Source organism: Thermogemmatispora aurantia (genome assembly GCF_008974285.1).
In the GTDB taxonomy this organism is placed as follows: domain Bacteria; phylum Chloroflexota; class Ktedonobacteria; order Ktedonobacterales; family Ktedonobacteraceae; genus Thermogemmatispora; species Thermogemmatispora aurantia.
The window spans coordinates 108,752-133,758 of sequence record NZ_BKZV01000004.1; the positions used below are offsets into that span (position 1 = coordinate 108,752).

At 63.7% G+C, this 25,007-nt stretch carries 21 protein-coding genes; 15 read left to right on the forward strand and 6 right to left on the reverse strand.

The genetic code is table 11. The features are described 5' to 3' along the window. The 5 genes from KTAU_RS13060 to KTAU_RS13080 all read left to right on the forward strand — a co-directional run. Positions 1-313, forward strand: a 313-nt coding sequence (locus KTAU_RS13060) for an SMI1/KNR4 family protein (protein ID WP_170293275.1), incomplete at its 5' end; no start/stop codon positions are given. A 190-nt stretch (positions 314-503) separates the two neighbouring features. Then, positions 504-1,565, forward strand: coding sequence for a hypothetical protein (locus KTAU_RS13065; RefSeq protein ID WP_151728810.1), 1,062 nt, complete (start codon positions 504-506; stop codon positions 1,563-1,565). A gap of 163 nt (positions 1,566-1,728) precedes the next feature. Continuing rightward, positions 1,729-3,357, forward strand: a complete 1,629-nt coding sequence (locus KTAU_RS13070) for an SMI1/KNR4 family protein (RefSeq protein ID WP_151728811.1) — start codon at positions 1,729-1,731, stop codon at positions 3,355-3,357. Positions 3,358-4,118: 761 nt separating this feature from the next. Next, positions 4,119-4,784, forward strand: a complete 666-nt coding sequence (locus tag KTAU_RS13075) for a TetR/AcrR family transcriptional regulator (protein ID WP_151728812.1) — start codon at positions 4,119-4,121, stop codon at positions 4,782-4,784. A gap of 59 nt (positions 4,785-4,843) precedes the next feature. Continuing rightward, complete coding sequence (locus KTAU_RS13080; RefSeq protein WP_151728813.1) at positions 4,844-6,532, forward strand: DHA2 family efflux MFS transporter permease subunit; 1,689 nt, start codon at positions 4,844-4,846, stop codon at positions 6,530-6,532. On the opposite strand, the gene KTAU_RS13085 is transcribed toward KTAU_RS13080, so the two are convergent. Together KTAU_RS13085 and KTAU_RS13090 are read right to left on the reverse strand one after the other, a co-directional pair. Further along, positions 6,529-7,203 carry a class F sortase gene (locus tag KTAU_RS13085; RefSeq protein ID WP_228026479.1) on the reverse strand — a complete coding sequence of 225 codons (675 nt, stop codon included), beginning with the start codon at positions 7,201-7,203 and terminating at the stop codon, positions 6,529-6,531. The two genes, KTAU_RS13080 and KTAU_RS13085, sit on opposite strands and share 4 nt — an antisense overlap. A gap of 170 nt (positions 7,204-7,373) precedes the next feature. Beyond that, positions 7,374-8,222: a DUF4397 domain-containing protein gene (locus tag KTAU_RS13090; RefSeq protein ID WP_151728815.1), complete on the reverse strand. Its 849-nt coding sequence runs from the start codon at positions 8,220-8,222 to the stop codon at positions 7,374-7,376. Between the two features lie 409 nt (positions 8,223-8,631). Here KTAU_RS13090 and KTAU_RS13095 point away from each other — a divergent pair, with 409 nt between their 5' ends. The 10 genes from KTAU_RS13095 to KTAU_RS13140 all read left to right on the forward strand — a co-directional run bounded on the left by KTAU_RS13095 (position 8,632) and on the right by KTAU_RS13140 (position 20,534). Next, on the forward strand, positions 8,632-9,381 hold the full coding sequence (locus KTAU_RS13095) for an RNA polymerase sigma factor (RefSeq protein WP_170293277.1): 750 nt from the start codon (positions 8,632-8,634) through the stop codon (positions 9,379-9,381). Next, the gene (locus KTAU_RS13100; protein WP_170293278.1) at positions 9,374-10,738 is read left to right on the forward strand and encodes a TolB-like translocation protein; all 1,365 of its coding nucleotides are present in this window, start codon (positions 9,374-9,376) and stop codon (positions 10,736-10,738) included. The genes KTAU_RS13095 and KTAU_RS13100 overlap by 8 nt, the downstream gene beginning before the upstream one ends. A 416-nt stretch (positions 10,739-11,154) precedes the next feature. Beyond that, positions 11,155-12,195 (forward strand): phytoene/squalene synthase family protein, encoded by a 1,041-nt coding sequence (locus tag KTAU_RS13105; RefSeq protein WP_151728817.1) that lies wholly within the window; start codon positions 11,155-11,157, stop codon positions 12,193-12,195. Beyond that, positions 12,185-13,423 carry a glycosyltransferase family 2 protein gene (locus KTAU_RS13110; RefSeq protein ID WP_151728818.1) on the forward strand — a complete coding sequence of 413 codons (1,239 nt, stop codon included), beginning with the start codon at positions 12,185-12,187 and terminating at the stop codon, positions 13,421-13,423. Before KTAU_RS13105 ends, KTAU_RS13110 begins: the two co-directional genes overlap by 11 nt. Continuing rightward, complete coding sequence (locus KTAU_RS13115; protein ID WP_151728819.1) at positions 13,420-15,141, forward strand: carotenoid biosynthesis protein; 1,722 nt, start codon at positions 13,420-13,422, stop codon at positions 15,139-15,141. The genes KTAU_RS13110 and KTAU_RS13115 overlap by 4 nt, the downstream gene beginning before the upstream one ends. Then, the gene (gene crtI / locus KTAU_RS13120; protein ID WP_151728820.1) at positions 15,138-16,688 is read left to right on the forward strand and encodes a phytoene desaturase family protein; all 1,551 of its coding nucleotides are present in this window, start codon (positions 15,138-15,140) and stop codon (positions 16,686-16,688) included. The genes KTAU_RS13115 and crtI overlap by 4 nt, the downstream gene beginning before the upstream one ends. Positions 16,689-16,740: 52 nt before the next feature. Then, a complete protein-coding gene (gene uvsE / locus KTAU_RS13125; protein ID WP_170293279.1) occupies positions 16,741-17,664 on the forward strand; it encodes a UV DNA damage repair endonuclease UvsE in 924 nt (307 codons plus the stop codon). A gap of 96 nt (positions 17,665-17,760) precedes the next feature. Continuing rightward, positions 17,761-19,065, forward strand: a complete 1,305-nt coding sequence (locus tag KTAU_RS13130) for an NAD(P)/FAD-dependent oxidoreductase (RefSeq protein ID WP_151728822.1) — start codon at positions 17,761-17,763, stop codon at positions 19,063-19,065. A 19-nt stretch (positions 19,066-19,084) separates the two neighbouring features. Then, a complete protein-coding gene (locus tag KTAU_RS13135) occupies positions 19,085-19,582 on the forward strand; it encodes a hypothetical protein (RefSeq protein ID WP_151728823.1) in 498 nt (165 codons plus the stop codon). A 169-nt stretch (positions 19,583-19,751) separates the two neighbouring features. Then, entirely contained in the window at positions 19,752-20,534 is a 783-nt protein-coding gene (locus KTAU_RS13140) for a ferritin-like domain-containing protein (protein ID WP_151728824.1), read from the forward strand. A gap of 353 nt (positions 20,535-20,887) precedes the next feature. Here KTAU_RS13140 and KTAU_RS13145 read toward each other — a convergent pair whose 3' ends face one another. The 4 genes from KTAU_RS13145 to KTAU_RS13160 form a co-directional block, all read right to left on the reverse strand. Beyond that, a complete protein-coding gene (locus tag KTAU_RS13145) occupies positions 20,888-21,847 on the reverse strand; it encodes an aldo/keto reductase (RefSeq protein ID WP_151728825.1) in 960 nt (319 codons plus the stop codon). A 52-nt stretch (positions 21,848-21,899) separates the two neighbouring features. Beyond that, positions 21,900-22,580 (reverse strand): hypothetical protein, encoded by a 681-nt coding sequence (locus KTAU_RS13150; RefSeq protein ID WP_151728826.1) that lies wholly within the window; start codon positions 22,578-22,580, stop codon positions 21,900-21,902. 311 nt (positions 22,581-22,891) lie between these two features. Continuing rightward, a complete protein-coding gene (locus KTAU_RS13155) occupies positions 22,892-23,320 on the reverse strand; it encodes a hypothetical protein (RefSeq protein ID WP_151728827.1) in 429 nt (142 codons plus the stop codon). A 97-nt stretch (positions 23,321-23,417) separates the two neighbouring features. Then, positions 23,418-24,635: a 5'-methylthioadenosine/S-adenosylhomocysteine nucleosidase family protein gene (locus KTAU_RS13160; RefSeq protein ID WP_151728828.1), complete on the reverse strand. Its 1,218-nt coding sequence runs from the start codon at positions 24,633-24,635 to the stop codon at positions 23,418-23,420. Between the last annotated feature and the right edge of the window lie 372 nt (positions 24,636-25,007).

The following is a 25,007-nucleotide window of genomic DNA, read 5'->3' on the forward strand; positions in this document are numbered from 1 at the left end:
AGAGGAGGTGTACGGCAAGACAGTCTCTAGGGAGCTGGCATATGGGAGTGCGAGGTGGCCGGAGCGGTACCTGGTGATCGGGGAGACGTTGGGAGATGGGGATCTGATCGTGCTGGAGATGGAGGAGGGAGAGGAGTGGGGGGTGATCGACGGGGACAGTGGCTATGGGCCGGAGGAGTGGAAGCGGATCGCGGAGAGTGTGGGCGAGTGGCTGGCGGGGCTGATCGAGCACGAGGGGAGGAAATACTGGAGGGAAGAGGAGCAGCGCAGGGAGTATCGACGCGGAGCGCGAGGAGAGGCAGGGAGCCCATAGCGGCTGCAGCGTACAGCGGAGCGGCCAGGCGCAGCTGGAAGAGGGAAGCGTGTTCGTGCGCTGCAGGCAGCGGGAGGCGGGTCCACGTCCGGAGGCCGGGCCCCTGCCGGGGGCAGGCTGGGCGGGGAGGTGGCGGTGTGCTCGGTGTGCTGAACAAGAAAAGTGCCAGGAAGCGGTGAGAGGTGCAGAGATGAGCGCGATACAAGAGCGCTTCGATCGCTACGACCTGCTGGTGCATCGGAGTCGAGTGGTGGGGTGGGAGCGGCTGGTGGGGCGGGTGAGGAGGCTGAGGGAGTGTCTGCTGGCGCAGGAGGAGGAGCTGCTGCCGGTGCTGCTGGAGACGCTGGCCGAGCCCCCACGGCGGGGCTCAGCGACGACGGCCCTGGAGCTGCTGCAGGAGATGGCCTTGCCGGCGCAGGTGGCAGCGTTGCCAGCGGTGCTCAACCACGTGGGCGATCGCAATAATTGGGCCTGGCTTGATGCGGCGACCTTTCTGCAGCGCGTGCCGGTGGAGGAGCTGGTGCCGCATGTGATCGCAGCTCTGTTGTGGCCGTGGGAGCCGTATCACGAGCGATATACGACGGGGAAGACGACCTGGGAGGAGGATGTCTATGGGATACAGGATCTGCTGCTGCTGCCCGGGATGGATCGGGGGGTGGTCCGGGGGTGTGTGGAGGTGATCTACTGCCAGCTGCTATGCGATGATCTATGGACGTGCCGGTCGCGGAGCTGGAGGGAGGGGGAGCGGCTGTATTGGCTGGAGATGGAGCTGGAGCAAGTACAGAGGCTGCTGAGGGAGCTGCCGGAGGAGGGAGGAGCGGGCAGGCAGGAAGAGCGGTTGATGAGGCTGCTGGAGCCGAGGTGGGTGGAGCGGGGGGCAGAGGTGGGTGGGCAGGAGGGGGAGCTGGGAGAGATGGTGAGAGAGCTGGGGTCTGTAGGGAAGGAGAGGGGGACGGGACTGGCGTATGTCAGAGTGGTGTGGGAGCTGGAGGAAGAGAGGATGAGAGAGGGAGAGCCGGCAGCGGGGTGGGTGAGGCCAGGGGGTCGGGAGCTGGGGGTGTGGTTGAGGGTGCTGGAGCGAGTGGGAGTGGAGCCGTGGATGGCGCCGGCGCTGGTGGAGGTGGTGAGGAGGTATCCGCAGGCGGAGGAGGGGGAAGTAGCGAGGCGGCTGCTGGGAAGACTGCCGAAGGAGGAGCTGCGGGCGTATCGACTGATCCTGGAGCAGAGTGGGCTGGGGGAGCTGGGGAGCTAAGAGGAGCCAGGGAGAGCAGGGCCGCTGATGGGGTGGGGAGTAGTGAAGAAGCCTCTCCGCTTTTAGGAGAGCGGGCAAGAAGGAATTTCGAGAGAGCCGGGGGAGGCCTGGGCAGCCAGTGGATAGGAGAGCGAGCCGGAAGCGCATCAACAGGAGGAGAGCGATGGAACCAAGTAAGCGGATCGAAGAACATCGCCGAGGGTATGATCCGAGGCAGGTGATACGTGCGCTGCGGGAGAGCCTGGACGGGCGAGGGCGCCTGCGACTCCTGGAAGGGGGTTATCGCTGGGAAGCAGGCTTTCGCTTTGGAGAGCCGGCCAGGGAGGAGGAGCTGGAGGAGCTGGAGGCGAGGCTGCGGCTGGCGTTGCCGGGGGTGAAGGTGCCGCTGCCGTGGAGCTATCGGGAGTGGCTGAAGGAGAGCAATGGGGCGGTGCTGTACCGAGATGAGGAGTATGGGCAGTGGGGGTACCGGCTCTTCAGCACGGGGGAGCTGATCAGCAAGCAGGTGAAGTGGCAGGCGACGCTCTATGATGAGCACTGGCTGCCGAGTGGGCTGGTGGTCGGGGAGCTGATCGGGGGCCGGGATACGATCGTGCTGGAGACAGGGGAGGTGAGTGAGCAGAGTGGGGAGGGGATCGTGCTGTATGGGGATTGCGAAGAGAAGCCTGAGGAGTGGCGAGCGATCGCGCACAGCTTTGGGCAATGGCTCAGCTGGCTGGTGACGGCGCAAGGAGCTGGCTACTGGCAGTGGTTTGCGCCACAGCGGAGGGGTGGGCAGAGCGAAGGAGAAGAGAAAGGAAGGAAGCGGGCGAGATGGAAGCGATGGCCGGTGGTGGTGGACCCGCGTACGGGGGAGCGGGTGGAGGCGCCGGAGCTTGGGGAGAGGAGGAGGCTGGCGGCCTGGGAGCGAGAGCCGTGGGGGTATGCGGAGAGGAGGAGGTATGTGAGGAGGTGGAGGGAGCAGGGGAGGGAGGAGTTGCCAGGGGGCTGGAAGCGCTATGATCTGGTGCAGGTGGTGCCGAGGGAGTATGGAGGGAGCAATGAGGAGGAGAACCTGGTGCCGGTGGATCGGGAGGTGCATGGGTGGTTGATGGTGCCCTGGTGGCGGGAGTGGGAGTGGGAGCGAGGGAGAGAGAGGAGAGGAGGGAGCAGGAAGGAGAGGGAGGAGCGGAGCGAGCGAGGGAGGGAGGCAGCGGAGTGGACGCGGGAGGGACTCAAGAGGCTGAAGGAGCTGAAGGCGCGGGTTGGGCCGAGGGGGAAGGTGCAGGTAAGGGATGAGGAGGGGCAGGAGTGGGAGGCGTGGATGCAGTTTGGGGAGCCAGCGAAGGAGGCAGAGCTGCACTGGTTAGAGACGGAGCTGCAGCAGAGGTGGCCAGAGCTGGGGGGGAGGCTGGCAAGGGGATATCGAGAGCTGTTGCAGGTGAGCAATGGGATGGAGCTGTATGTGGATGGGGAGGCGGGCCAGTGGGGCTATCGGCTCTATCGGGCGGAGGAGGTGTACGGCAAGACAGTCTCTAGGGAGCTGGCATATGGGAGTGCGAGGTGGCCGGAGCGGTACCTGGTGATCGGGGAGACGTTGGGAGATGGGGATCTGATCGTGCTGGAGATGGAGGAGGGAGAGGAGTGGGGGGTGATCGACGGGGACAGTGGCTATGGGCCGGAGGAGTGGAAGCGGATCGCGGAGAGTGTGGGCGAGTGGCTGGCGGGGCTGATCGAGCACGAGGGGAGGAAATACTGGAGGGAAGAGGAGCAGCGCAGGGAGAGAGGGCTAGCGAGTGAGAGGGGGATATAGGGCATGGCTGGCAGGGAACCGTATCGACTGGTCCTGGAGCAGAGTGGACTGGGGGAATTGGGGAGCTAAGAGGAGCAGGGAAGGCAGGGCCGCTGGCGAACGAGCAGGAGAAGGGCGGTTGTCGCTGGAGGAGGGTGCTTCTGGGAGAGCGAAAAACCGGGACCGGCCCACTGCTGACGCTTCAGGGCCGGTTTCATATTTGGAGAGCTGAATGACACCTATCGGACAGTACAGACTGGCAGGAAAACCGCTCTGCAAGCCTTCCGCGAGGTCGTAAAGGGAGGGGAAAAATATATCTATGGCCTGAAGCCAGGAGACAAGCTAAAGTGAAGAGCCGGCGAACCTGGGCAGGGAGGGGCGTCCCTCTGCTGGGAGCTCTTCCCTGCCTGCTGGGCCGAGGCCGGCGAGCGAGGAGGGAAGGATGGAGCACGAGAACGGCTATTGGCTGCTGGAGGCGGTGGCGGAGACAAACATTCCGAAAGACGCCAGGAAGATCGCAGGCTGGTGACCCCCTGCGTACATGTGCCAGTGCATGCCAAAGACGATCTGAGGGATCTGATTCAGGAGACACTCACCAAGAATGCACAAGGCTTTCCTGCCCTCCTTTGAAGCACCACCTTAAACGGGCCGCAGGCCCATGCTCGCTACTCCCTATTCTCCCGTGGCTGGCCCTTGACATCTCCGCTATCCCGGGATATACTCCTTATCAGTTGATAAATAAGCAGACCAATCGGGAAAGAAAGGCGGCCTGGCTCACCAGCATGAAAAAGCCAGCGCGGCGCGGCCCCCGCGAGAGTCAGACGCGCATCGTCAAAGAAGAAGAGAGCGAAGAGACACGGCGCCTCATTCTGCAGGTCGCCCAACAGCTCTTTATGGAATACGGCTATCGAGCCGTCACCACGCGGCAGATTGCTGATGCCTGCGGCCTGACGCAGCCGGCGCTCTATCACTATTTTGCCGACAAAGAAGCCCTCTATCTGGCGATGGCCCGCGAAGAGCTGGCCCGCCTCAAAGCGGTCCTGGAGCGCATCGCGCGCCGCAGCGAGCCCCTAGCCGAACGCCTGCGCCGCCTCGCCAGCTACCTGCTCACGACGACCCGCCATGACCTGGCGCTGATGCTGCACGACATCCGCTACGAGCTATCAGCCGAGGTGCGCGCGCAGCTCCACACGCTTTTCGAAGAGAGCCTGATTGCGCCCATCGCCGCAGTCTTCAGCGACGGTTTAGAGCAGGGCCTGCTGCGCTCGCCCAGCGAAGGCGGCGTCGACGCCAGGATGGCCGCCTATCTCTTTATGAGCCTGATGTCCCGCTTCGTCGTCTGGGGACGCGAAACCCTGCCCGCCGTGGCCGAGAGCCGTCGCGAGACCCTCGCCAGCGAGCAGGCTGCCCTGCTCGTGCACGTCCTCCTCTACGGCCTGGCACGCTGAGCATCCTCTTTTTTTGTCGCAGAAATTTATCACTTGATAAGTAAAAGGAGGTCTCCACAATGGAGTCCGATATGACCCTGGGGGGTCAGCCACAGCCTGAAGAGCGGCAGCAGGTATCGACAGCGCCCGCCGCGCCCGCTGAAGCGGCTCCGGCTGACCCAAACTATCGCTGGAAAGTCCTTTTCTCGGTCGTCTTCGGCACCTTCATGGTGATCCTGGATGCCACCGCCGTCAATGTAGCTCTGCCCACTCTCCAGCATGTCTTCAAGGCGCCCGTTGACCAGGTCGACGGCGTCCTTACGGCCTACGTGCTGGCCCTGGGCATCATCACGCCCCTGGCCGGCTACCTGGCCGAGCGCTTTGGCATCAAGCGCATGTACCTGATCTCGCTCTTTCTCTTCGTGCTGGGTTCGGTGCTCTGCGCCTTTGCTCCCTCGCTCCCCTGGCTGGTAGTCTTTCGGGCCCTGCAGGGATTGGGGGGCGGCATGCTTGGTCCTCTGGGCATCTCGCTACTCTTTGGGGCCTTTCCTGAAAAGCAGCGCGGTCTGGCCTTTGGCCTCTACGGCATCCCGCTGGTCGTCGCCCCGGCCAGCGGCCCCGTGCTCGGTGGCTACTTTGTAGAGTACCTCGACTGGCGCTACATCTTCTTCATCAATATCCCGGTCGGCCTGGCCGGCCTGCTGCTCGGCTTCTTCTGGCTGCGTGAGAGCCGGCGTGGCACCGCTGCCCGTCTCGACCTGCCTGGCATTCTGCTCTCGGTGATCAGCTTTGGCACTCTGCTCTACGCGATCCAGCGCGGCTCAAGCGAAGGCTGGACCTCGGCCCGTATCCTGACCTTGCTCTCCATTGGCCTGCTGACCTTCGCCGTCTTTGTGGTCGTTGAGCTATTCCGGCGTGATCCCCTGCTCGATCTGCGCCTCTTCACGCGCCGCACCTTTACGGTGGCCAGTGTCATCGGCTGGGTGAGCACGATCGCCCTCTTCGGCGCCGAGTTCCTGCTGCCAATCTACCTGCAGAGCCTGCGCGAGCGCACTCCCCTGCAGGCCGGCTTGCTGGTCCTGCCGCTGGCCATCAGCTCGGGGATCGTCACCCCCCTGGCCGGCGCTCTCTATAACCGCATCGGCCCGCGCTGGCTGATCTTTGTCGGCAGCCTGCTGCTGGCTGTCAATACCTGGGGCTTCGCCCATCTGACACTGGATGCCTCCTACACGGAGATCATGGCCCTGGCAGCGATTCGGGGCGTGGCCCTGGGGCTGACACTGCAGACCACGCTGACCGTGGCCCTGACCGGCCTGAAGCCGGCCCAGCTCCCACGCGCCAGCTCGCTGCTCAACGCCACACGCAACGTCTTCCAATCCTTCGGCATCGCCATGCTGGGTACCATCGTGACCCATCAGCTCACGGCTTACCAGGATGCCGCCCGCAACGACCTGCACAATGCTGCCACCGCCCTTGGTCAGCGCTTCCTGCAGCTCGTGCAGGTACTGCAGATGCGTGGCCTGCCAGCCGCTGCCGCCCAGAAGGCCGCCGCGGGGCAACTACTCGGCTCGCTGGTACCGCAGCAGTTCATGCAAAGCATCAATGATGCCTATATCGTGACCTTCTGGCTGGCTCTGGCGGTTGCTGCCCTGGCCTTGACCCTGCCCGGACGGGCGCGCCTGGCGGCGGCGCGCGCCACCGCTGAGGAAGGTGCCGGTCCCGCCTCGGCCCCTGCCGCAGCGCCGGCCAGCGGTGCCCAAGGAAGCTAGCTTCCCTGGAGCACGCTGTAGACAACCAGACGTTCCGTCGTCTGATGCTCGCTGGGAATCCAGGTCCCGGCGCAGGTAATGAGATTCAGATAGTGCCCCGAGCGATCGGCAAAAATGTGAAAGAGCGGCGCCCGCTCGGGTGGGTAGGAGGCGACAGTCGTGACACGGAAATGCCAGCGCTGCCCCCGCTCGTCCACAACGGTGAGCGCCATACCGGGTCGCAGCAGGTGCAGGTTCCAGAAGACCGCCGGGTAGCCTCCGGGCCGGTCGAGATGTCCCGCTATCACTGCGCTTCCTGGCTGCCCTGGCAAAGGCCCAAAGCGATACCAGCCCACATCATCCCAGGGATGCCGTTGGGGCGTGGCCAGCGTCCCATCGACACCCAGGCCGACACGCTCGACGGGAGCCGCTACACCAATGGCTGGAATGAGGAGCTGGGTCGGCGGCGCCGGATTGGGCACTGCTGCAGGTGCTGTCGCCGTCACCGGAGCCGGGGGCTGGCGCTCCACGCCTGCGCCCCCATCCATTACTGGCGGACTGACCGCGCCGCAGCCTGCCACCAGCAGCCCACTGCTGACCAGCAGGATTGGCAGCAGCAAGAGCAGCCAGCGGCGCACGCCGCCACTACCAAAACCTGGCTGGCCGCGGTCGTGACATGTAGGCTTTGCCATTCCTTCCACAGACCAGGCTCCTTCGTAGAGAAGAGGCGGGTGCAGCTCAGGAGGAATGCTCGCTGAGCCGCACCCGCTGTCGGAGGAGGGGAGAGAGTGCCGAAGCATCTTGAGCTTGAACGCGGGAGCTCGTCTTCCCATCCCGCGGCGAGCGCCCGGACGAACCTGCGCTACGCCGAGCGACGCCGCCGGGCCATGATCCCCCATGCGCCGGCCCCCAGCGCGCCCAGGGCCCCCAGCGCGATCAGACCAGACACCCAGGGAAGGACCGTGGTCGTGCTCGCCGATTGTGGCAGGGCATTGGGATCGCTACCCGTATTGGGCATGCCAGGCACACCGCTCACCGCGGCCACCACAAACTTCAATGCCGGGGTGCCCTTGTAAAGGCCCACGGCGAAAACGCTATAGACCATGCCGCTCTGCAAGGTCGCCGAGACCGGCACGGTGGCATTGGCCTGAGTGGCTGTCACATTGAAGGTATAGGAGCCGGGCGGCACACTCAAATAGTCGCTGGCGTTCTTATAGGTCAGCCCACTAATGACCGTCTTGCCGCCAGTAGCGATATCGACCGGGCCGGCATTGGGCGAGAGATGGTAGACCCGTACCTTGGCCATGCCACTGCTGAGCTGGTTGTTATCGACAAAAGCCTGCAGGCCCAGATTCGAAGCACTGTCGCCAATGGCGGCCACCGTGTAGGCCATATCGGCATCAACTGAGACGGTCTCGTTGATCACCGCCGCATCGATGCCTTTGCCTGCCGGAGCCACCTGGATGCGGTGCGGCCCCGCTGCCACGGAGACATAATCGGTGACCGTACCAAAGGCGAAGTTGCTCAAGAGCTTGCCGCCATCGACAAAGACATCGACGTTGCCGGCTGCCGGCGAGGCATGAACGACCCGCACCAGGGCGTTGCCCTGAGCGGCGGCCTGCCTCCCAGGTAGTAGCCAGAGCACAAGCGCCAGCGCCAGCAAAAAGGCGGGGACCGCTTTCATACATGCCGATAGAGCATTGCGACGCATCAAGTATCCTCCTTGTTGAAGATAGGCTGATGGCGACTGGCACGCGCCCGACACAGGTGGCCTGGCGCGCACCAGTCGCGAGAGCCACCGCTCCTGTGTTCACATCATCCCAGTGAGGAGGAAGGATGACGAGACAACAGGACAAAACTGCGATCGTCCCTGATCCAGGAAGGCCGTGAACAGAGAGGTACCCGGAATTCGAAGCTTCAATCCAGGAGACGTCAGGTCTCTCGCAAAATGGTACCAGTATCTAACATCGCCGCCTGATTACCTATTCGCCATCTTCTGCACGTCCTGAGAATGGAACACCTGGATCAGAGAAGCCACCGAAGAGGAAGACAAACATGGGGCCGGGGGGCCGCCATGTGAGGAACGAGAGGTACACATTGTGTCACAGGAACCATCTGGAGTGGAGAGAGACAGCCGGTTGGGGTCGCCTGCTGGAGAGACGGGGGCGGAAGGAATAGAATCGCTGTCGCCAGCGGAGCGTCCGGGTCAAGCGGGTCAGGCGGAAGATGTCCCTGGCTCCTCGTGGGAGAGGGAGCTAGTGGCGCGCTGCCTCGCCGGCGATGAAGAGGCCTTTGCGCGCATCGTTGATACCTATGGGGGGCTGCTCTTGCGCACAGCGTATTTGTTAGTCAAGGATGAGGAAGGAGCAAAGGATCTGGTCCAGGAGACCTTCTTTCTCGCCTGGAAGAACATGGCGACCTTGCGCGACCCGGCGCTTTTGCGCTCCTGGCTGCTCAAGATCCTGGTGAACCAGGCGATTAGCCTCAAGCGCCAGCTTGCGCGTCAAGCGGCGCTGTTGCGTGAGCGTCTCACGGGCGAAGAGCAGGAGCAGCTGCTACAGAAGGCGACACAGCGCGAGGGACGGATCGAGGACTGGCTGGACGTGGTAGAGGCCTTGCAGCGCCTCCCTGTCAAACAACGCGCGGTGCTGGTTCTCTTCTATTACCATCGTCTAACCATGCCGGAGATCGCCGCCATGCTCGGGGTAGCCGAAAACACCCTGCGCAAGCGCCTGCAGCTGGCGCTCAAGAAGATGCGCCGCCTCTTGCAGATCAGATCTCAGGAGCGGCCAGCGGCAGAAGAAGAGGCCGCCGGTGCCGATGAGCCCCCGTCTCAGATCGCTTCAGGGAGGGAGGAACAGCATGAGTGATGCGCCTCACGAGCCGCAGCCGAGCGAGGAGCTGCCGACGGACCAGTCTGCCCAGTCGGCAGAGCGCCGCGGGCGGCAGGGGGCCGAGGAGCGGGAGCGAGTCAATCATCGGACCCCTGGGGATGATGTTCTCCTGGGGGAGGTCATTCGGCGCGCCCTGCAGGAGCAGGCCGCCCATATTCACTTCTCTCCCGAACTGCGTGCGCGCATCCTCAGTGGGCTACCCCCTCGTGCTCCTGAGCGCCGCGACCAGCGCACCCGCCGCCGCTCGCGCCTGGTTCTGGCCCTGGCGGCGACCTTGACACTGCTGCTCTGCCTTGTGCTCGTACTGCTGCTTTTCTTGCCGCAGACGCCACCAGCGCCGCCGCTGGCCAATGGGGTGCGTTACCAGGTAGTGCAGACCCTGGCGGCCCCACCAGCGCTAGCCCAGGGCGGGCGCCTGGTAGCCGTCGATCCCACGGGCCACCATCTGGTGATCCAGGATGGACGCGATCCCGGGGTAATGTATACCGCCAGCCTGAGCGATCCTGTAGGAAGTCAGCTGCTGGCGATGCGCGAGGCCCACGACGCCGCCTGGTCGCCAGATGGCACGGCCCTGGTCACCGTGGTGACGCCGCCCGGGGCTGAGCAGCCGCTGCTGGCGCTTGTGCCCTATGGTCAGTATATGTACCCGCTGGGTGAGGCTGCTCTGGCCGCTACCTGGACCCCTGGCGCGGGCAGTACGACCATCACCTATGTCACTGGGGCGAACGGGCAAACCCAGCTCTGGCAAACGACGCGCGGCGGGCATCCGACGCAGCTCCTGGCCACCATGAACCTGCGCCTGGCCGTCCAGCACCTGGCCTGGTCCCCCGATGGGCGCTATCTGGCCTTGCTCGTCAGCAACGAAGGCTTGAATGGCCCAGGGCGCGCCATCTATCTGATGAACCACGCTAGTGGCCAGGTGACAGCGCTGGTGCCCATCGGCGACTTCACCATCACCAGCTTTGGCTGGTCGCCCGACAGCCAGCGCCTCACCTATGCGCGGCGCGACGCGGCAGGTCACACGCTGCTGACGACCCTGGCGATCCCCGACGGGCGTCCACTGCTCAGTCTCCCGCTGCAGGGAGAGCTGGATGGCTGGAGCTGGTCGCCCGATGGGCGCGCCCTGGTCTACAGCGACGACGGACGCCTCTACGTCCACATCTTCTCTGGTTCGCCTATTGTGCTGCCGCAGCCGGAGGCCGGCGCACGCCAGCTCTTCCCATTCTGGTTACGCGATGGGCGTCTGCTGCTTGTCCACATAGCGGCCAGCGGCCAGCGTACACTGCAGCTGTTAGCGCCGGTGCCGACTGCCCCCAGCTCTCCCGGCGCCTGATGAGGCTGAATCGGGGAAGTTTGCTGGCTCTCTGCCCCCACTCTTCGGGGGAACGCCTTTGCCCAGTCTACTGGCCGGCTCCGGCGTACACCTCGGCTCACTGCGCCAAAGAGCTGTTACTAGAATGGGCCGGGCGGAGCGTCATATGGAAAGGATCAGGAGCGTATGACGCTCGCTATGCCCATGATGCTTGCCCGGCCTGTCGCCGTCGCGCTCTTCCCCAGGCGGATCTTGCCTTTTCCCTCGCCGCTGCCAGTCTGTCCCCTGCCTGACAGACCTGGGAAGAAGCTCTCGGCTGCTCCGCCCCCTGTCGTCGGCTGAGCCAGGCATGGGCTGGTGCCAGTTCTGGCCTGGCCTGGTCTGGCCTGGCCGAACAGGAGAAGGCCGGGCCGGCTGGAGAGGAGCAGATAGCCGCTATGCGCGTGGTTAAACCGAGCTTTCAGAGAGAGGGGGCGTCTTCGGCTTCAGCTGGACCTCCAGAGCCAGAGAAGCTTGCTAGCGCTTCCTCACTCTGTCCTGTACCCGCCGCTGCAGCGAGTGAAGCCCAAGAGGAGGCCCTGCTTGCGCACCACGGGAGAACCTTCCATTTCGCGGCACGCTTCCTGCCCGGGGAGCTACGTCCCTCGTTTGTGACTTTGTATGCCTTTTTCCGCACGCTCGACGATCTGGTCGACGAGCGTGGGCCAGAGGAGGAGCCGCGTGCCATCGCCGAAGAGTTGCGTGCCTGGCGGGCCTGGTTCCTGGCCGACCACCAGGGACCGGCTCCGCGCGAGCCGCTCGGGAGCCGCCTGACGCAGGTGGTAGAGCGCTACGGAGTACCTGGCACGCTCTTCCTGGATTTTCTAGAGGGGCTGCACTGGGATTTGTGGCCGCGCGAATTCGCCAGCTTCTCCCGTTTGCGGGCCTATTGCTATCGTGTGGCCGGGACTGTTGGGCTGGCCCTGGCCCACGTGCTCGGCGCGACTTCCGAGGGAGCACTGGCGGCGGCGGAGGGCCTCGGGATCGCCATGCAGCTGACCAATATCCTGCGCGATGTCGGGGGCGACCTGCGCAAAGGACGCCTCTATCTGCCTCTGGAGGACCTGACCCGCTTCGGTCTCTCCCGCTCTCATTTGAAGCAACTGCTCGATACTGGTCAGGGGCCAGATGCGGCCTTCCGAGATCTCATGCGCTACGAGGTGGCACGAACCCATCTCTGCTATGCCCAGAGCCTGCCCGGGGTCTGGCTCCTGCCGCCCGATCGCCGCCTGCCGATTCTCTTGGCCGGGCGTCTCTACCGGCGCATCTTGCACGCCATTGAGCAGCACAACTACGATGTGCTGCGCGCGCGCGCCCATACAACCCTGACGGAGAAGCTGCGCGAGGCCATGCTTGCTCTGACCCTCGATCGCCTCTGGCGCCGTGGTGAGCAGCTCGGGGCTTTCGGGTTGGAGGTGAGCCTTGAGGATGAGCCGTAAGCTACTATGGATGGGCTGGCTGGGCGCGCTCTCAGCAGGGCAGCTGGTGCTGACCCTGCGCGTGATCCGCCGCTGGTTGCGCAGCACCGGCGGCCAGCGCCCGACGGCTCTCTCTTCGCCTCATGCTGATGCCGCCGCGCAAGCCAGCGTGGCGGTGCTGGTGCCTGTGCTCAACGAGCGCGAACGCCTGGCCCCCTGTCTGGAGGGCCTGCTCACCCAAGGGCCAGAGGTTGGGCTGATCCTGGTCATCGATGGCGGCTCCGAAGATGGGACGGACGAGCTGATCTCTGCCTATGCCCGGCGCGATCGCCGTCTGCGCCTGCTCTCCGCTGCCCCGATTCCTGACGGCTGGAATGGCAAGGTCTGGGGTCTGGAAGCCGGCTGGCACGCACTTCCGCCTACCTTCCCCTGGGTGCTGACCATTGATGCCGACGTGCGACCAGGGCCGGGCCTGGTGAGCGCACTGCTGGCCCGCGCCAGCCGCGACAGGCTGGCGGCCCTCAGCCTGGCCACGGAGCAGGAGCTGCCGCCAGCGCTGCTCTTGGGCCTGCTCCATCCCTCGCTACTGGCCACCCTCGTCTACCGCTACGGCCTGCCGGGCGTGGTGTATGAGGGGCCGGTCGATAGGCTGCGCGTCCAGGCTAATGGCCAATGCTTTCTGGTGCAGCGCGAGGCCCTGGCTGCCTGTGGGGGCTTTGCCCCCTTGCGTTACTCGCTCTGTGAGGACATCACCTTAGCGCGCCTGCTGGTGCAGGGCGGTCGACGCCTGGCCTTCGTCGAAGGGGGGAGCCTGGCTTCCGTCGAGATGTATCGCACGGCGCGCGAAGCCTGGCAGAACTGGACGCGCTCCTTGCCTCTGCATGATCATCTCAGTCCCGCCTGGCATACCTGCCTCGGCTGGCTGGAGGTCTTGCTGGTCCAGGCTCTGCCTCTCCCCCTGCTCTGCCTGCTCGCGGGCGCGCTGATCGCCGGGCGCAGGCGCTGGCGGCAGGCTTCGCTCTGGCTGCTCGTCGCCATGCTGGGCCTGAATACCGGGCTGCTGCTGCTCCGTCTCGGGGCCCTGGTGGGCATGCGTCGTGCTTATCGTCGTCCACCCTGGACTTACTGGCTCTCTCCGCTCTGCGACCTGGTCGTGACGCTGCAGCTGGGCCGCCAGGCCCTGCGGCGTCGTCATCGCTGGCGCGGACGCCTCGTCATCCGTGGAAACGCTCCTGGAGGTATTGCATGAAAGCCGTAAAGGTGCTCTTTATTTGCCATCTGGCGGCGCTCATCTTCGGTCTCGCCGGGCTATTGATCGCCCTGCCCCATCCCGAACTGTGGAGTTTTAGCCCGCTGCTGGTCTCGGTCTTCAGCTTCGGCATCAACTATGCCGGTTCGCTGCACATCCTCTTTGGGGCGGCCACGGTGCTCCTGTTTGGGCTGCGGGTGGTGGGGGTACGCCGCACCCTGATCTTCTTCGCCGCCTCGACGTTGATCTCGCTCAGCATAGAGCTGATCGGAACCTCGACCGGCTTTCCCTTCGGCCCCTACTCCTACAACAGTTTTCTGGGCTTCAAGATCCTTGATCACGTTCCCTATTCGATCCCGCTCTCCTGGTTCTACATGGGCTTCTCCTCCTTTCTGCTGGCCCATCTGCTCCTGACCCGTCGCGCTCAAGGCGTCGGCCAGCGAGGGCGTGGCCTGTGGACTGTGCTGCTGGGTGCCTACCTGCTGACCGTCTGGGACCTGACGCTTGATCCGGCGATGGCCAGCGAGCGGCTGCCTCTGCACTTCTGGCAGTGGGGAGTACGCGGCGCCTACTTCGGCATGCCCGTCCAAAATCTGGTGGGCTGGTCGGTCACTGGCTTGCTCTATATGGGGGTCAGTCGCCTGCTCTGGCGCAGCGATCTCGAAGAAGGCCGTCTGCAGGGCGTGGCCTGGCTGCCCTTTGGCATCTATGCGGCCAATACCCTCTTTGCCATTGTCCTCGATCTGAGCGTGGGTCTCTGGCTGCCGCCGCTGCTGGGCCTCTTGCTGGGCATACTACCGGCGGCCCTGGTGCTACGCCGCGATGGCAGCGAAGGAGGCGAGCGCGGAAGTGGAACCGCTGTACCGACGCTCTTGGAGCAGGCTGGGCTGGCCCCAGATCTGGCCCAGGCCCCGCAAGGGAGCCGTGGCTTTGAAGCGCACAGACGGGCAGAAGGGCCGGCCCTGCTGCGGAGGATTACCCGTCTGGTCATGCGTGCCGGGGCAGCCCTCTTGCTCTGGCGTCGCCGGCTGCGCATCATTGTCGAGGGACGCGAGCACCTGCCGGCCCGCGGTCCGGTCATTGTCGCCGCTCGCCACTATCACCATCTCTACGATGGTTGCCTGCTTTTGCGGGTGATCCCGCGTCCGGTGCACATTCTGGTCGCCCTCGACTGGGCGCGCAGCCGTTGGCAGCGTCAGCTCATGGAGCTGCTTTGTGCTCTGGCCGGCTGGCCAGTCATCTTACGTCCTGAGCGCCTGCGCTCCGAGGAGCAAGGTGCTGCCATCAGTGCCTACCGTATGGGCGAAGTCGCTCCTTATCTACGTCGGGCCTTACGTCAGTCCCAGGCCCTGCTCTCTCGCGGCGACCTGCTGGTCATCTTCCCCGAGGGTTATCCTGTGGTTGATCCTCAGCCCTCACCGCGCTCCCCGGAGCAGGCCCTGCTCCCGTTCCGGCCCGGCCTGGCCCGTCTCGTGGAGCTGGCCGAGCGCGCGAGCGGAAGCAGCATTCCAGTGGTTCCGGCAGGTATCATCTGGAGCGAGACACGCCCGCCATCGCTGACCCTGCGTCTGGGGGCGCCCCTCTTCCGTCGCCTCTACGCCGACACTGCCCAATTCATGAGTGCGCTCGAGAGTTGCGTGCGGGTGCTCTCAGGGCTTGATCACGACCAGGGGCTGGGCCTGAGCCTCTTTCCCGGAAAGGAGATGTTGCACTCATGAGCAGTCGCTCCAGCGTGACATCCGCTGCTAACAGGCTGCCGGCGGGGGGAAGCGGCGCACGCCCGCGAGTGATTGTCATTGGGGCTGGTTTCGGCGGCCTGGCAGCGGCCATTCGTCTGCAGGCCGCCGGGGCCCAGGTCATCTTGATCGAGGCGCGTTCCCAGCCTGGGGGGCGGGCCTACCAGCTCAAGGCCGAGGGTTTCACCTTCGACATGGGGCCAAGTCTGCTGACCGCGCCCTGGCTCCTGCAGGATCTCTGGCAGGCTGCCGGGCGCCATCTGGACGACGACCTGACCCTGGTGCCGTTGCGCCCCTTCTATCGCATCGGCTTTGCCGACGGCAATCACTTCGACTACTGGGGCGACCCCGCTGCAGACGAAGCCGAAATCGCCCGCTTTGAAGCGCGCGACGTGGCCGGCTATCGCGCCTTCCTGACGGCGACGGAACGCATCTACCGGCGGGCCTTTGCCGAGCTGGCCGGCGAGCCGTTCTTGCGCCTGAGCGATTTTCTGCGCGTGGCCCCGGAGCTGGTGCGCCTGGGGGCCCACCGCAGCGTCTACCGCTTTGTCTCGCGCTACTTCCGCCATCCGCAGTTGCGCATGGTCTTCTCGTTCCATCCCCTCTTCATCGGCGGGAACCCTTTCCGGGCCAGCGCTATCTACAGCATTGTTCCCTATCTGGAGCGCCTGGGTGGCGTCCACTTCGTACCCGGGGGAATGTATGCGCTCGTCGAGGCCATGACGCGCCTCTTCACCTCGCTAGGCGGCGAGCTGCGCTGCGGCCAGCCCGTGGAGCGCATCCTGGTGCGCGCCGGGCAGGTCTGGGGCGTGTTACTGGCCGACGGCGCTCTCCTGCAGGCCGAGGCGGTGGTGGCCAATAGCGACGTCGCCACCACCTATCTGCGCCTGCTCCCCGCCGAAGTACGCCCCCGAGGGCTGGTGCGTCGCCTGGAGCAGGCTCGCTACTCGATGAGCTGCTTCTTGCTCTACCTGGGACTGAAGCAGCAGTACCCGCAGTTGCGCCATCACACCATCTTTATGCCCCACGACTATCGGGAGATGATCCAGCAGCTCTTTGACGGCCAGGGTCTGCCGGATGATCTGGCGCTCTATCTGCACACGCCGACCCGCACCGATGCCACGCTGGCCCCGCCTGGTGGCGAGAGCCTCTATGTGCTGGCGCCGGTGCCCCATCTTGGGCACGGTGTCGACTGGCAGCGCGAGACGCTGGCGTTCCGCGAGCGCATCCTGCGCTATCTGGAAGAGCAGGCGGGCCTGCACGGACTGCGTGCCAGCATCGTCTACGAGCAGCGCTTTACGCCCCTCGACTTTGCCACTGAACTGCGCAGTCATCTGGGCGCGGCCTTCTCGCTGGAGCCGACGCTTTTCCAATCGGCCTACTTCCGTCCACATAACCGCGCTGCCCAGGTTGGGGGCCTCTACTTTGTGGGCGCTGGCACCCATCCCGGGGCGGGCATCCCGGGCGTCCTGCTTTCCGCCGCCATTACGGCTCGTCTTGTGCGGGAGGACCTGGCATGCCGTGCTTGAAGGAGAGTTGTGAGCCTGGTCGTCCGCCCGTATGGGGAGGAAAAGGAGCGGCATGAGACTTGGCTATGCCTGTGTGAACCTCTCGCTGGGGGGGAAGATGCGCAGTCTGCGCCTGGCCACCCTGCGCGAGCGCGGCCTTGCCTATCTCCAGGCCCTGGTCGATGAGAACCTGGCGCTCCTCGCGGCCATCCTGCGCTGGAACCTGGCTCAGGGTATCAGCGTCTTTCGCATCTCCTCAGATCTGGTGCCGCTTGGCTCTCATCCCGAGGTGGCGCTAGAGCAGATCCGCTTTGATCCGGCCCGGGTTGCCGAAGTGAGGCAGCTGGCTCGCGCGGGCAGGATGCGCCTGTCGATGCACCCTGGTCAATATACGCTCATCTCTGCCGATGGCCCCGTCTGGCAGAGCAGCTATCGCGACCTCTGCTATCATGCTGAGGTCATGGAGCGACTCGGCCTCGAAGGTGATATCATCCTGCATGGTGGTGGTGTCTACGGCGACCGCGCCGCCACGCTGCGGCGCATCCTGGCTCACATCGATGAGCTACCGGAGCGTGTGCGCCGGCGGCTGCGCCTGGAGAACGATGAGCGCTGCTGGTCGGTGAGGCAGCTCCTGCCGATCTGCGAGGCGAGTGGCCTGCCGTTGGTGGTTGACAACCTGCATCATGCCCTCAACGGTGGCGCGGAGACGCCGCTGGAGCGCCTGCCCTGGGAACGCATCCTGACGACCTGGGGCCGGCGCCGGCCCAAGCTGCACTACGCCGAACAGGACCCTGGCAAGCGTCCGGGTGCCCACAGCAAGTATATCAATGCCGATCGCTTCCGGGCCTTTCTCGCTACCGTTCCCTGGTCTGACTATGATGTCATGCTTGAGTGCAAAGCCAAGGACCTGGCCCTGTTGCGCTTGCGTCAGGAACTGGGCCTGATCGCTGCTGGACCCCTGCCCGGAGCCGGCGAGGGCAGCGATCTGCAAGGCTGAGGTGACTCTTAGCCGGGCGCCTTCACGTGCTTAATTCAGGTGTGGTAAAGCAGCGATCGCGCTGCCTGCTGATGGAGAAAGGAGAGAGGCGTCACCATGATCATCGTTGTCGGTGCCGGTCTGGCCGGCCTGACCTGCGCCCGCCACCTGAGTCGCGCCGGGCTGAGTGTCCTGGTACTGGAGGCCGCCGACCGGCCCGGGGGCCGCGTCAGTACCGATCGCCATCCCGAGGGCTTTCTTCTCGACCGGGGCTTCCAGGTCTTGTTTACTGCCTATCCCGCCGTGCAGCGCGAGCTTGATCTCGCTGCGCTCAGACCGAGACGTTTCCTGCCCGGGGCCTTGCTGGTCAAAGGGGGCCGACGCTATCCGCTGGCTGATCCGCGACGCCAGCCTGGCTGGCTGGCTGCCTCTGCCAGTAACCCCCTCATTCCGCTGACCGACAAGTGGCGCGTCCTGCGCCTGACGCGCACGATCCTGCAGACGGTCTCTGTGGAAAGCCCGGCGGCCTGGCCCGTGGCCACGCTTGACGAGACCAGCGAGCTGTACCTGCGCCATTGGGGCTTTAGCCGCGAGGGCTTCATCGCTCACTTCGCCCGGCCCTTCTTCGGCGGCATCTTTCTCGATCGAGAGCTGCAGACCAGCGCGCGCATGCTCCGCTTTGTCTGGCGCATGCTGGCGAGCGGCGATATAGTCTTACCGGAGGAGGGTATGGAGGCGATCGCGGCCCAGCTGGCCGCCTCTCTGCCAGCGAGCAGCCTGCGTCTGGGCGCGCGTGTTGTGGCCTTACTGCGTGAGGACGGGCGGATCTCGGGCGTGCGTCTGGAGAGCGGCGAGGAGCTGCAGGCCGAGGCCGTCGTGATCGCCACCGCTAGCCCGACGGCAGCCCGTCTTACCGGCCTGTCCTTACCAACCGCAGGCCGCGGCTGCACCTGCCTCTACTTCGCAGGTCCCCAGTCGCTTTACGACGAGCCGGTCCTGCTGCTCAACTGCGAGCCTGGCGGCCTGGTCAACCATGCTGTGCAGCTCACCAATATTGTTCCGCAGTACGCTCCGCCGGGGCAGCACCTGCTCTCGGTCACCATCCTGGATGAAGCGACCCAGGCTGAAGAAGACGATGAGCGCTTGGCCCTGCGCGCTCTACAGGAGCTGGCCACCTGGTTCCCGGAGCATGACTTGCGACACTGGCGCTTGCTGGCCGTCTATCGCCTGCCCTTTGCTCAATTTGCCCAGCCGCCGGGCATCTTCGCCCACCTGCCGGAGGCGCGCGGTGGGGAGCCGGGCCTCTATCTAACCGGCGAATACCTGCATTCGAGCAGCATCCAGGGCGCTCTCAGCAGTGGATCGTATACGGCGCGGCTGGTGCTGGCCGACCAGCGGGGGCGGCTGCGCTCTGCCGGGTGAGGAGAAGGAGCGAGAAACGATGCAAGAGCTTGTTGAACGTCGTCCACCGACCTGGCGTCCTGGGCGGGCGGCGCTGGCCGGCCTCCTGGCCACTGGCGTCTACAGCCTTGTGATGGCCCTGGATCAGCGTCTCAGCGGCAACCATTTCAGCGATGTGCGTTTCATTGAGGGCCTGCTCGGGGGAGGAGCGAAACGGTCTGACGGTCGCCGTTTCCTGGCCTGGGGCCTCCATCTCCTCAATGGGGTCCTGCTGGGCGAAATCTATGCCGCCCTGGTCAGGCCGCGCCTGCCCGGCCCGATCTGGCTCAAGGGACTCCTCTTCGGCGAAGGCTTTCTGGCCTCAGTCTGGTGGCTCACGCCCCTGGCCGACCGCCTGCATCCGCTCATTCGCCGTGGCCAGCTCCCGCGCCTGGCGGCCTGGCGCTCCTTTGGGCAGAACCTCTTGCGCCATCTGGCCTTTGGCCTGACACTGGCCCTCTTCTACGGCGACGAGCGGGAGCTGCCGCCGCGTCCCTGACCTGACCTCGCGCCCTGCGCCCCTCGCTAGCATCGGTAGATGTCGATTCTTTTCTTAGAGAGCCTGCTAGAGTGGAACTGTGAGGAGAGGAGGCGGTGGATTGTGGAGGTAGCCGGAAAATGCGAGCAAGCTCTAGCTCAAGCTTTACAGAAAGGATCAGTCCATCGCCATGCAGACCTCTATCGATCGTAGCTCTCCGCGCAAGGCGCAAGAGCGTCGGCGCTTTCTCCAGCGGGCCACTGTTGGCCTGGGGCTGGCCGCCGGTGGCCTGGCCCTGTTTGAGAGCGGTGCCAGGCCGCTGGCGGTGCGGGCTCAGGGAGCGCTGGCCGAGCGGCTCGTCACCATCGATGATGCTGTCACGCAGATTCTCTCAATCGCCCGCACAGCCGAACAGCTGGCCGTTACCTTCTACAGCAACGGCATCGCCAATGCCAGTGCGCTGGGCCTCAGCGGCGACGATCTGGCCTATCTCAAGGCGGCCCTGGTCGAAGAGCAGATCCACCAGCAGTTTTTCACAGCCAACGGAGGCCAGTCGCTGGCTGACACCTTCAGCTTCCCCAAAGGGGCCCAGACCTTCAGCGACCTCAAAACCTTTATTGAGACCCAACAGCAGCTAGAGGGGGTCTTTGACTCGGCCTTCCTGGCAGCCATCAAAGAGTTTGCCGCGATGGGGCGGCCCGATCTCGCTCAGGTGGCCGGGCAGATCGCCTGTATTGAGGCAGAGCATCGCGCCCTTGGGCGCGTCATCGGCGGCCTAAGCCCTGCTGATAACTGGGCTTTCACGCCTGTGCTCATCGCCACGGTAGCCGACGCCCCCCAGGTGGTCCAGGACGCTGGCTATCTCAGCCCCACCGAAGGGAACAGCTATCGCTATCATGAGGTGAGCACCGAGGACGCCGGCGTCGAACAGCGCGTCCCCTTTGTGGCCAGCAGCGGCGTCGGTCGCGGCTAAGAGAAGATCCAGACAAGCAGAATAGGGAGTGCGGGAAGGCCGGGCAAGCCATCGGAGTCCACTGCTGAGAAACCGAAAAAGACCAGAAGAGCGCAGAGCAGAGCCTCCTTCACTGGGGAACGGCCAATCTCCCTGCTTGTTGAAAAAGAAGAAGCGAAGCAAGCGCAGTAGAGCAAGGCAGGCCCTCGTCTTATTCCCGTATCCACTGCCTGGCCACCGTTGGGAGCTGGCTACCCAGTCGGGCAGCGAGCTGCAGAACGGCGAGGCATGGGATGAGACGAGGGCCTGCCCTCTTGTTAGATAGATGAGGCGTTAAGGCGCCTGGTTGAGCGAGGAGAGCAGAGCAGAGTAGGCTAGAGGCCCTGTGAGACCGTACTCAGGCGAGTCAGCTGCTCCGGCGCGAGCTGGAGCGTCAGAGCGGCAAAGCCGTCCTCCAGATGAGCCGGTTGGCTGGCGCCGATGATCGGCGCGGTCACCGCCGGCTGCGCCAGCAGCCAGGCCAGGGCCACCGCTGCGGGCGTAGCCTGGGTCTCCTCGGCGACAGCCTGGACCGTTTCCAGGGTGCGCCAGGCCTGCTCTTGATCGTAGCGTCCCAGGACAGCGGCAGCGCGCGCACTCTGACGGCCCTCGCCGCGGCGGTAGCTGCCGCCGAGGAAGCCACCAGCCAGGGGACTATAAGGGATCACGCCAAGGCCATACTGCAGGCAGATCGTCTGTAGCTCCTGCTCAAACTCGGCGCGATGCACCAGGTTATAGTGTGGCTCCAGCACCTCATAGCGGGCCGTGCGCTCATAGCGCGCGCACCAGAGCGCCTCGACCAGGCGCCAGGCCGGATAATTGGAAGCGCCGATATAGCGCACCTTGCCGCTGCGCTGCAGATCGTCGAAGGCACGCAATGTCTCCTCGATCGGTGTCTCCGCATCGAAGGCGTGAGCCAGATAGAGATCGAGATAGTCGGTCTGTAAGCGGCGCAGCGAGGCCTCAACGGCCTCTATGATATGCTTGCGCGAGAGTCCGCGCTCGTTTGGTCCCTCGCCCATCGGATGATAGACCTTGGTGGCAATCACCACCTGACTGCGGTTGCCGCGTGCACGCAGCCAGCGCCCAATGATCTCCTCGGACTCGCCGCCGCGCTTGCCTGGAATCCAGCGCGCGTAGAAGTCGGCGGTATCGAAGAAATTGCCCCCGCGCTCAACGAAGGCATCCATGATAGCGAAGGCTGTTGGCTCATCGACCGTCCAGCCCCATTGCATGGTGCCCAGGCAGAGGCGTGAGACCCGTAAGCCAGTTCGTCCAAGTGTGCGGTACTCCATACCTCTTATTTTCGCGCGCCGGCTCCCTCAATGCAAGGGCAGGCTCTGGCGCCTAGCACTCGTGAGTATCCAGGCCAGACTGGCTCTCGCACTGGTCAGGTGGAACGGATGAGGATGGCTCAGTAGACTGATCTGAAGAATGAGCGGAATCGGAGCGATCTGAAGCGGCCTGATCGCCATCAGCCGGTTGGGGGGCTGTATCCCCCCTCGCTTCGCAGCTGAGACGGCGCAGCAGAAAGCGGGTCTGATCGGAGAGAGCGCGCGTGTGAAAAACCAGCTCCTCATAATAGTGAAGCAGCTGCTCCCAGCTCTGCAGAAACGCCTGCAGCAGGCGCTGATGCTGCCGGGCCGGAGCGCGCTTTTGCTCGACGGGAGGAAGCGCTGTGAGCAGATCGAGCAGCTGACGTGCCTGGCTCTCGGCATTCTGCAAAAAGAGCAGAGGCAAATAGCGGAGGGGAACGACCTCGTCGGGGAGGGCCTGCGGCTGCTCCAGCAGGCCGCGGAACGACAGCAACTGCTCTTGATACTGGCCCAGCAAGCGCTGCAGGCGCTGGCGCTGGTCCAGTCGCAGGCGCGCCTGACCCCGGAGGACAATATACTCCGACAAGAGCAGCTCTTGTTGCTGGCCAATGACAGCCAGGTAATGATTCAGGGTCTGGCGGAACTGATCGAGCGAGTGCATGGTAGTCGGAGCAGAAAGCAGCCCCGATGGCCTGCCAGGCGAGTCGTTCAAAGCGGACCTCCCTCCTCTCGCTTCAGATGCGCTGGTCTGGATAGTCGTAGCGACGTGGAACCTGCCCGGCCCATCATGACAAGAGGGCCTTTCTAGAGCGGCGGACCACGTCACTCACATAGTAGACGTATGACCTCTCCCTTTGTCTCAAGCTTCTGTGCCTCATGCTGGCAGATCGCCCGCTCTAGATCACAATCTGCTCACAATCTGCTCACAGTCTGTCTGCTTTATCTGCGGAGAGAAACCTGTAGTCGACAGGATATTACCATAGGGCGTTGTGAAGGACGCATTAAAAAAATTCGAACAAATATTCAAATGTGGGTAGAGGGAATATCGTGAAGGATATCGATGATTTTGGAGATCTCATCGGCAATCTTTTTATATTCGTGGAAGAGGCGATGAAGATGGTTGTGCACATTTTTAGACTGATTCATCGTCTGTAGGGAGATAGCGAGATTGATATGGACCGTAGCCTCGAAAATCGCGTCCGTGATCGCGTCGGTATTCCCGACAGAGCTTTTCAAGATGGGATCGGTATCAAGTCGCTCCAGGAAGCTGCGTAGCTCGCGATCGAAACCTTCCAGGAGGGCAGTCCCAATCTCGCGCAGGTTGACCTTATAGAGGAGGAGAGCGCGCATTTGTTGGAGGCAGTCTTTGACCGTGCGCAAATAGCGACTAACCCATTCCTCTGCATCGTCCTGGCCGGGAGAAAAGAAGAGATTGGAGTCGTTCATCATCATCGTGAGTCTTCTCGCAGAAAAGCAGTCTCCCGGGGCGATCAAGGCCCTGACCAACCCGCGGCCACGGGTCTCATTATAACCCAGGAGAGGTTCCTCCTCAAAGAGGACGCTTGTCTCGTGACTCAGCCAGGCGCTCCAGGCACTCCAGGGCCTTTTGCAGAGCGCGACAGGTTTGCTGGCGGGCCTCCTGATAAGTGCGCTGCTCTTGTCGGGACTCGCCGGGGGGACAGCAGTGGCGCAGATGCTCGACAGCCTGCCAGAGCTCCCTGACGGCCTGAGCGAGGTTATCGAGGCGCAGACGCAGGGCGCGATCAGCAGGAGGGTTCATCAAAACCTGCTGCAACTGCGTAGCCAGTCTCTGGAGCTGCTGGCAGTAGTACCGGCATTGATCCTTATAAATCACGTAGGAAATCAGAAGCATATTCAGGGCCTCACCAAGTAACTCCTTATAGGTAGGAAGCTGCTGTAGGAAGATGAGCAATGGAGCAGCGTTGGATGGAGGAGCTGCCGATGGAGGCTCAAGGCTGGCAATCGGCGTCTCAGGGACTGGCTGATCCCTGGGGGGGAGCCACTGGTCCAGCAGCTCAAAAGCAAAGGCACGGGCATGAGCGATGGCCAGCTGCTGATAGCCCTGAGCGTCGCGCTCTTGCTTATCGTCAAGCTGATCGGAGATTCCTCGCACCACAATGGCCGGGGTTTGGGTCCGATAAGCGGCCTCCATGAAGCCGGCGTCCTCCATGGCCACGGCCACCGCATCGCTGTAGTAGGTGCGAATAAAGTGGTAGAGGTCTGAATCTTTAGAGGTCAGTAAGATGTCGCCAGCGACGAGCGGTTTCGTGTAGCACGCGGGCCTCGGCAGAGGAATGGATGGGAGGCGTTGCAGCCAGCGCTCGCTACGGGCGATGCTGCGAGCAAGATCAAGCAAATGCGCATCAGGACGGTGAGGACGTGGGCGAGGCAGAAAGTGCTCGGCTACCTTGCCCGATTCGTAGTCGTAGATCAACTCGGGTACGACCACGTCTCCGGGGATCGCATCGCGTAGACTGCCGGCGACGCCGATCAGCATGGCCAGCTCTGGCCTGGTTTCCACAATGGCGCGTGCTGTCACGGCTGAACAGGTCTTATTCAGTTGCCCGCTCTCCTTAAGGATCACTTCGCAGTTCCCCCTGGTGCCCCGGAACTGCCCAATTTCATACCGGCTGTCCGGGGCCAGTAAGAGATGACTCAAGGAACTCAGATAGCTCTGCACTTCTCGGGCCTCCAGTGACAGAGCTGTGATGATCAACACACGTTGTTCTTCCTTGCTCTCTCCCATGATGCAATCCTTTCTGCACCATCAGAGATATCTGCTTCTGCTGTCTCCTCATTGGCAGGCAGCAGCTGCCGATCTGACAAGAAGCGCTGAGATCATTATTCTTTCTTGGATGGAGTCGGTAGCACTGAAGGATTTTGCACTCCTTATTGTCGACAAGTTGCTTGATTGGCAGCGCTTTTCTCCAAAATACACGTCGCTTGCTCTCTTGTAAATGGCATTGCCATCAATTCTCACTCTTATTGATCATATGTTGTCATAAACAAGCAAGCAGTATTTAAGGGCTTGCTGATATTCCTAGACAAACAGGCTATCGATTTAAAGTGGGCTATGCTTCGCGTACGATAGTTCTATATAATGATTAGACAGGATGAG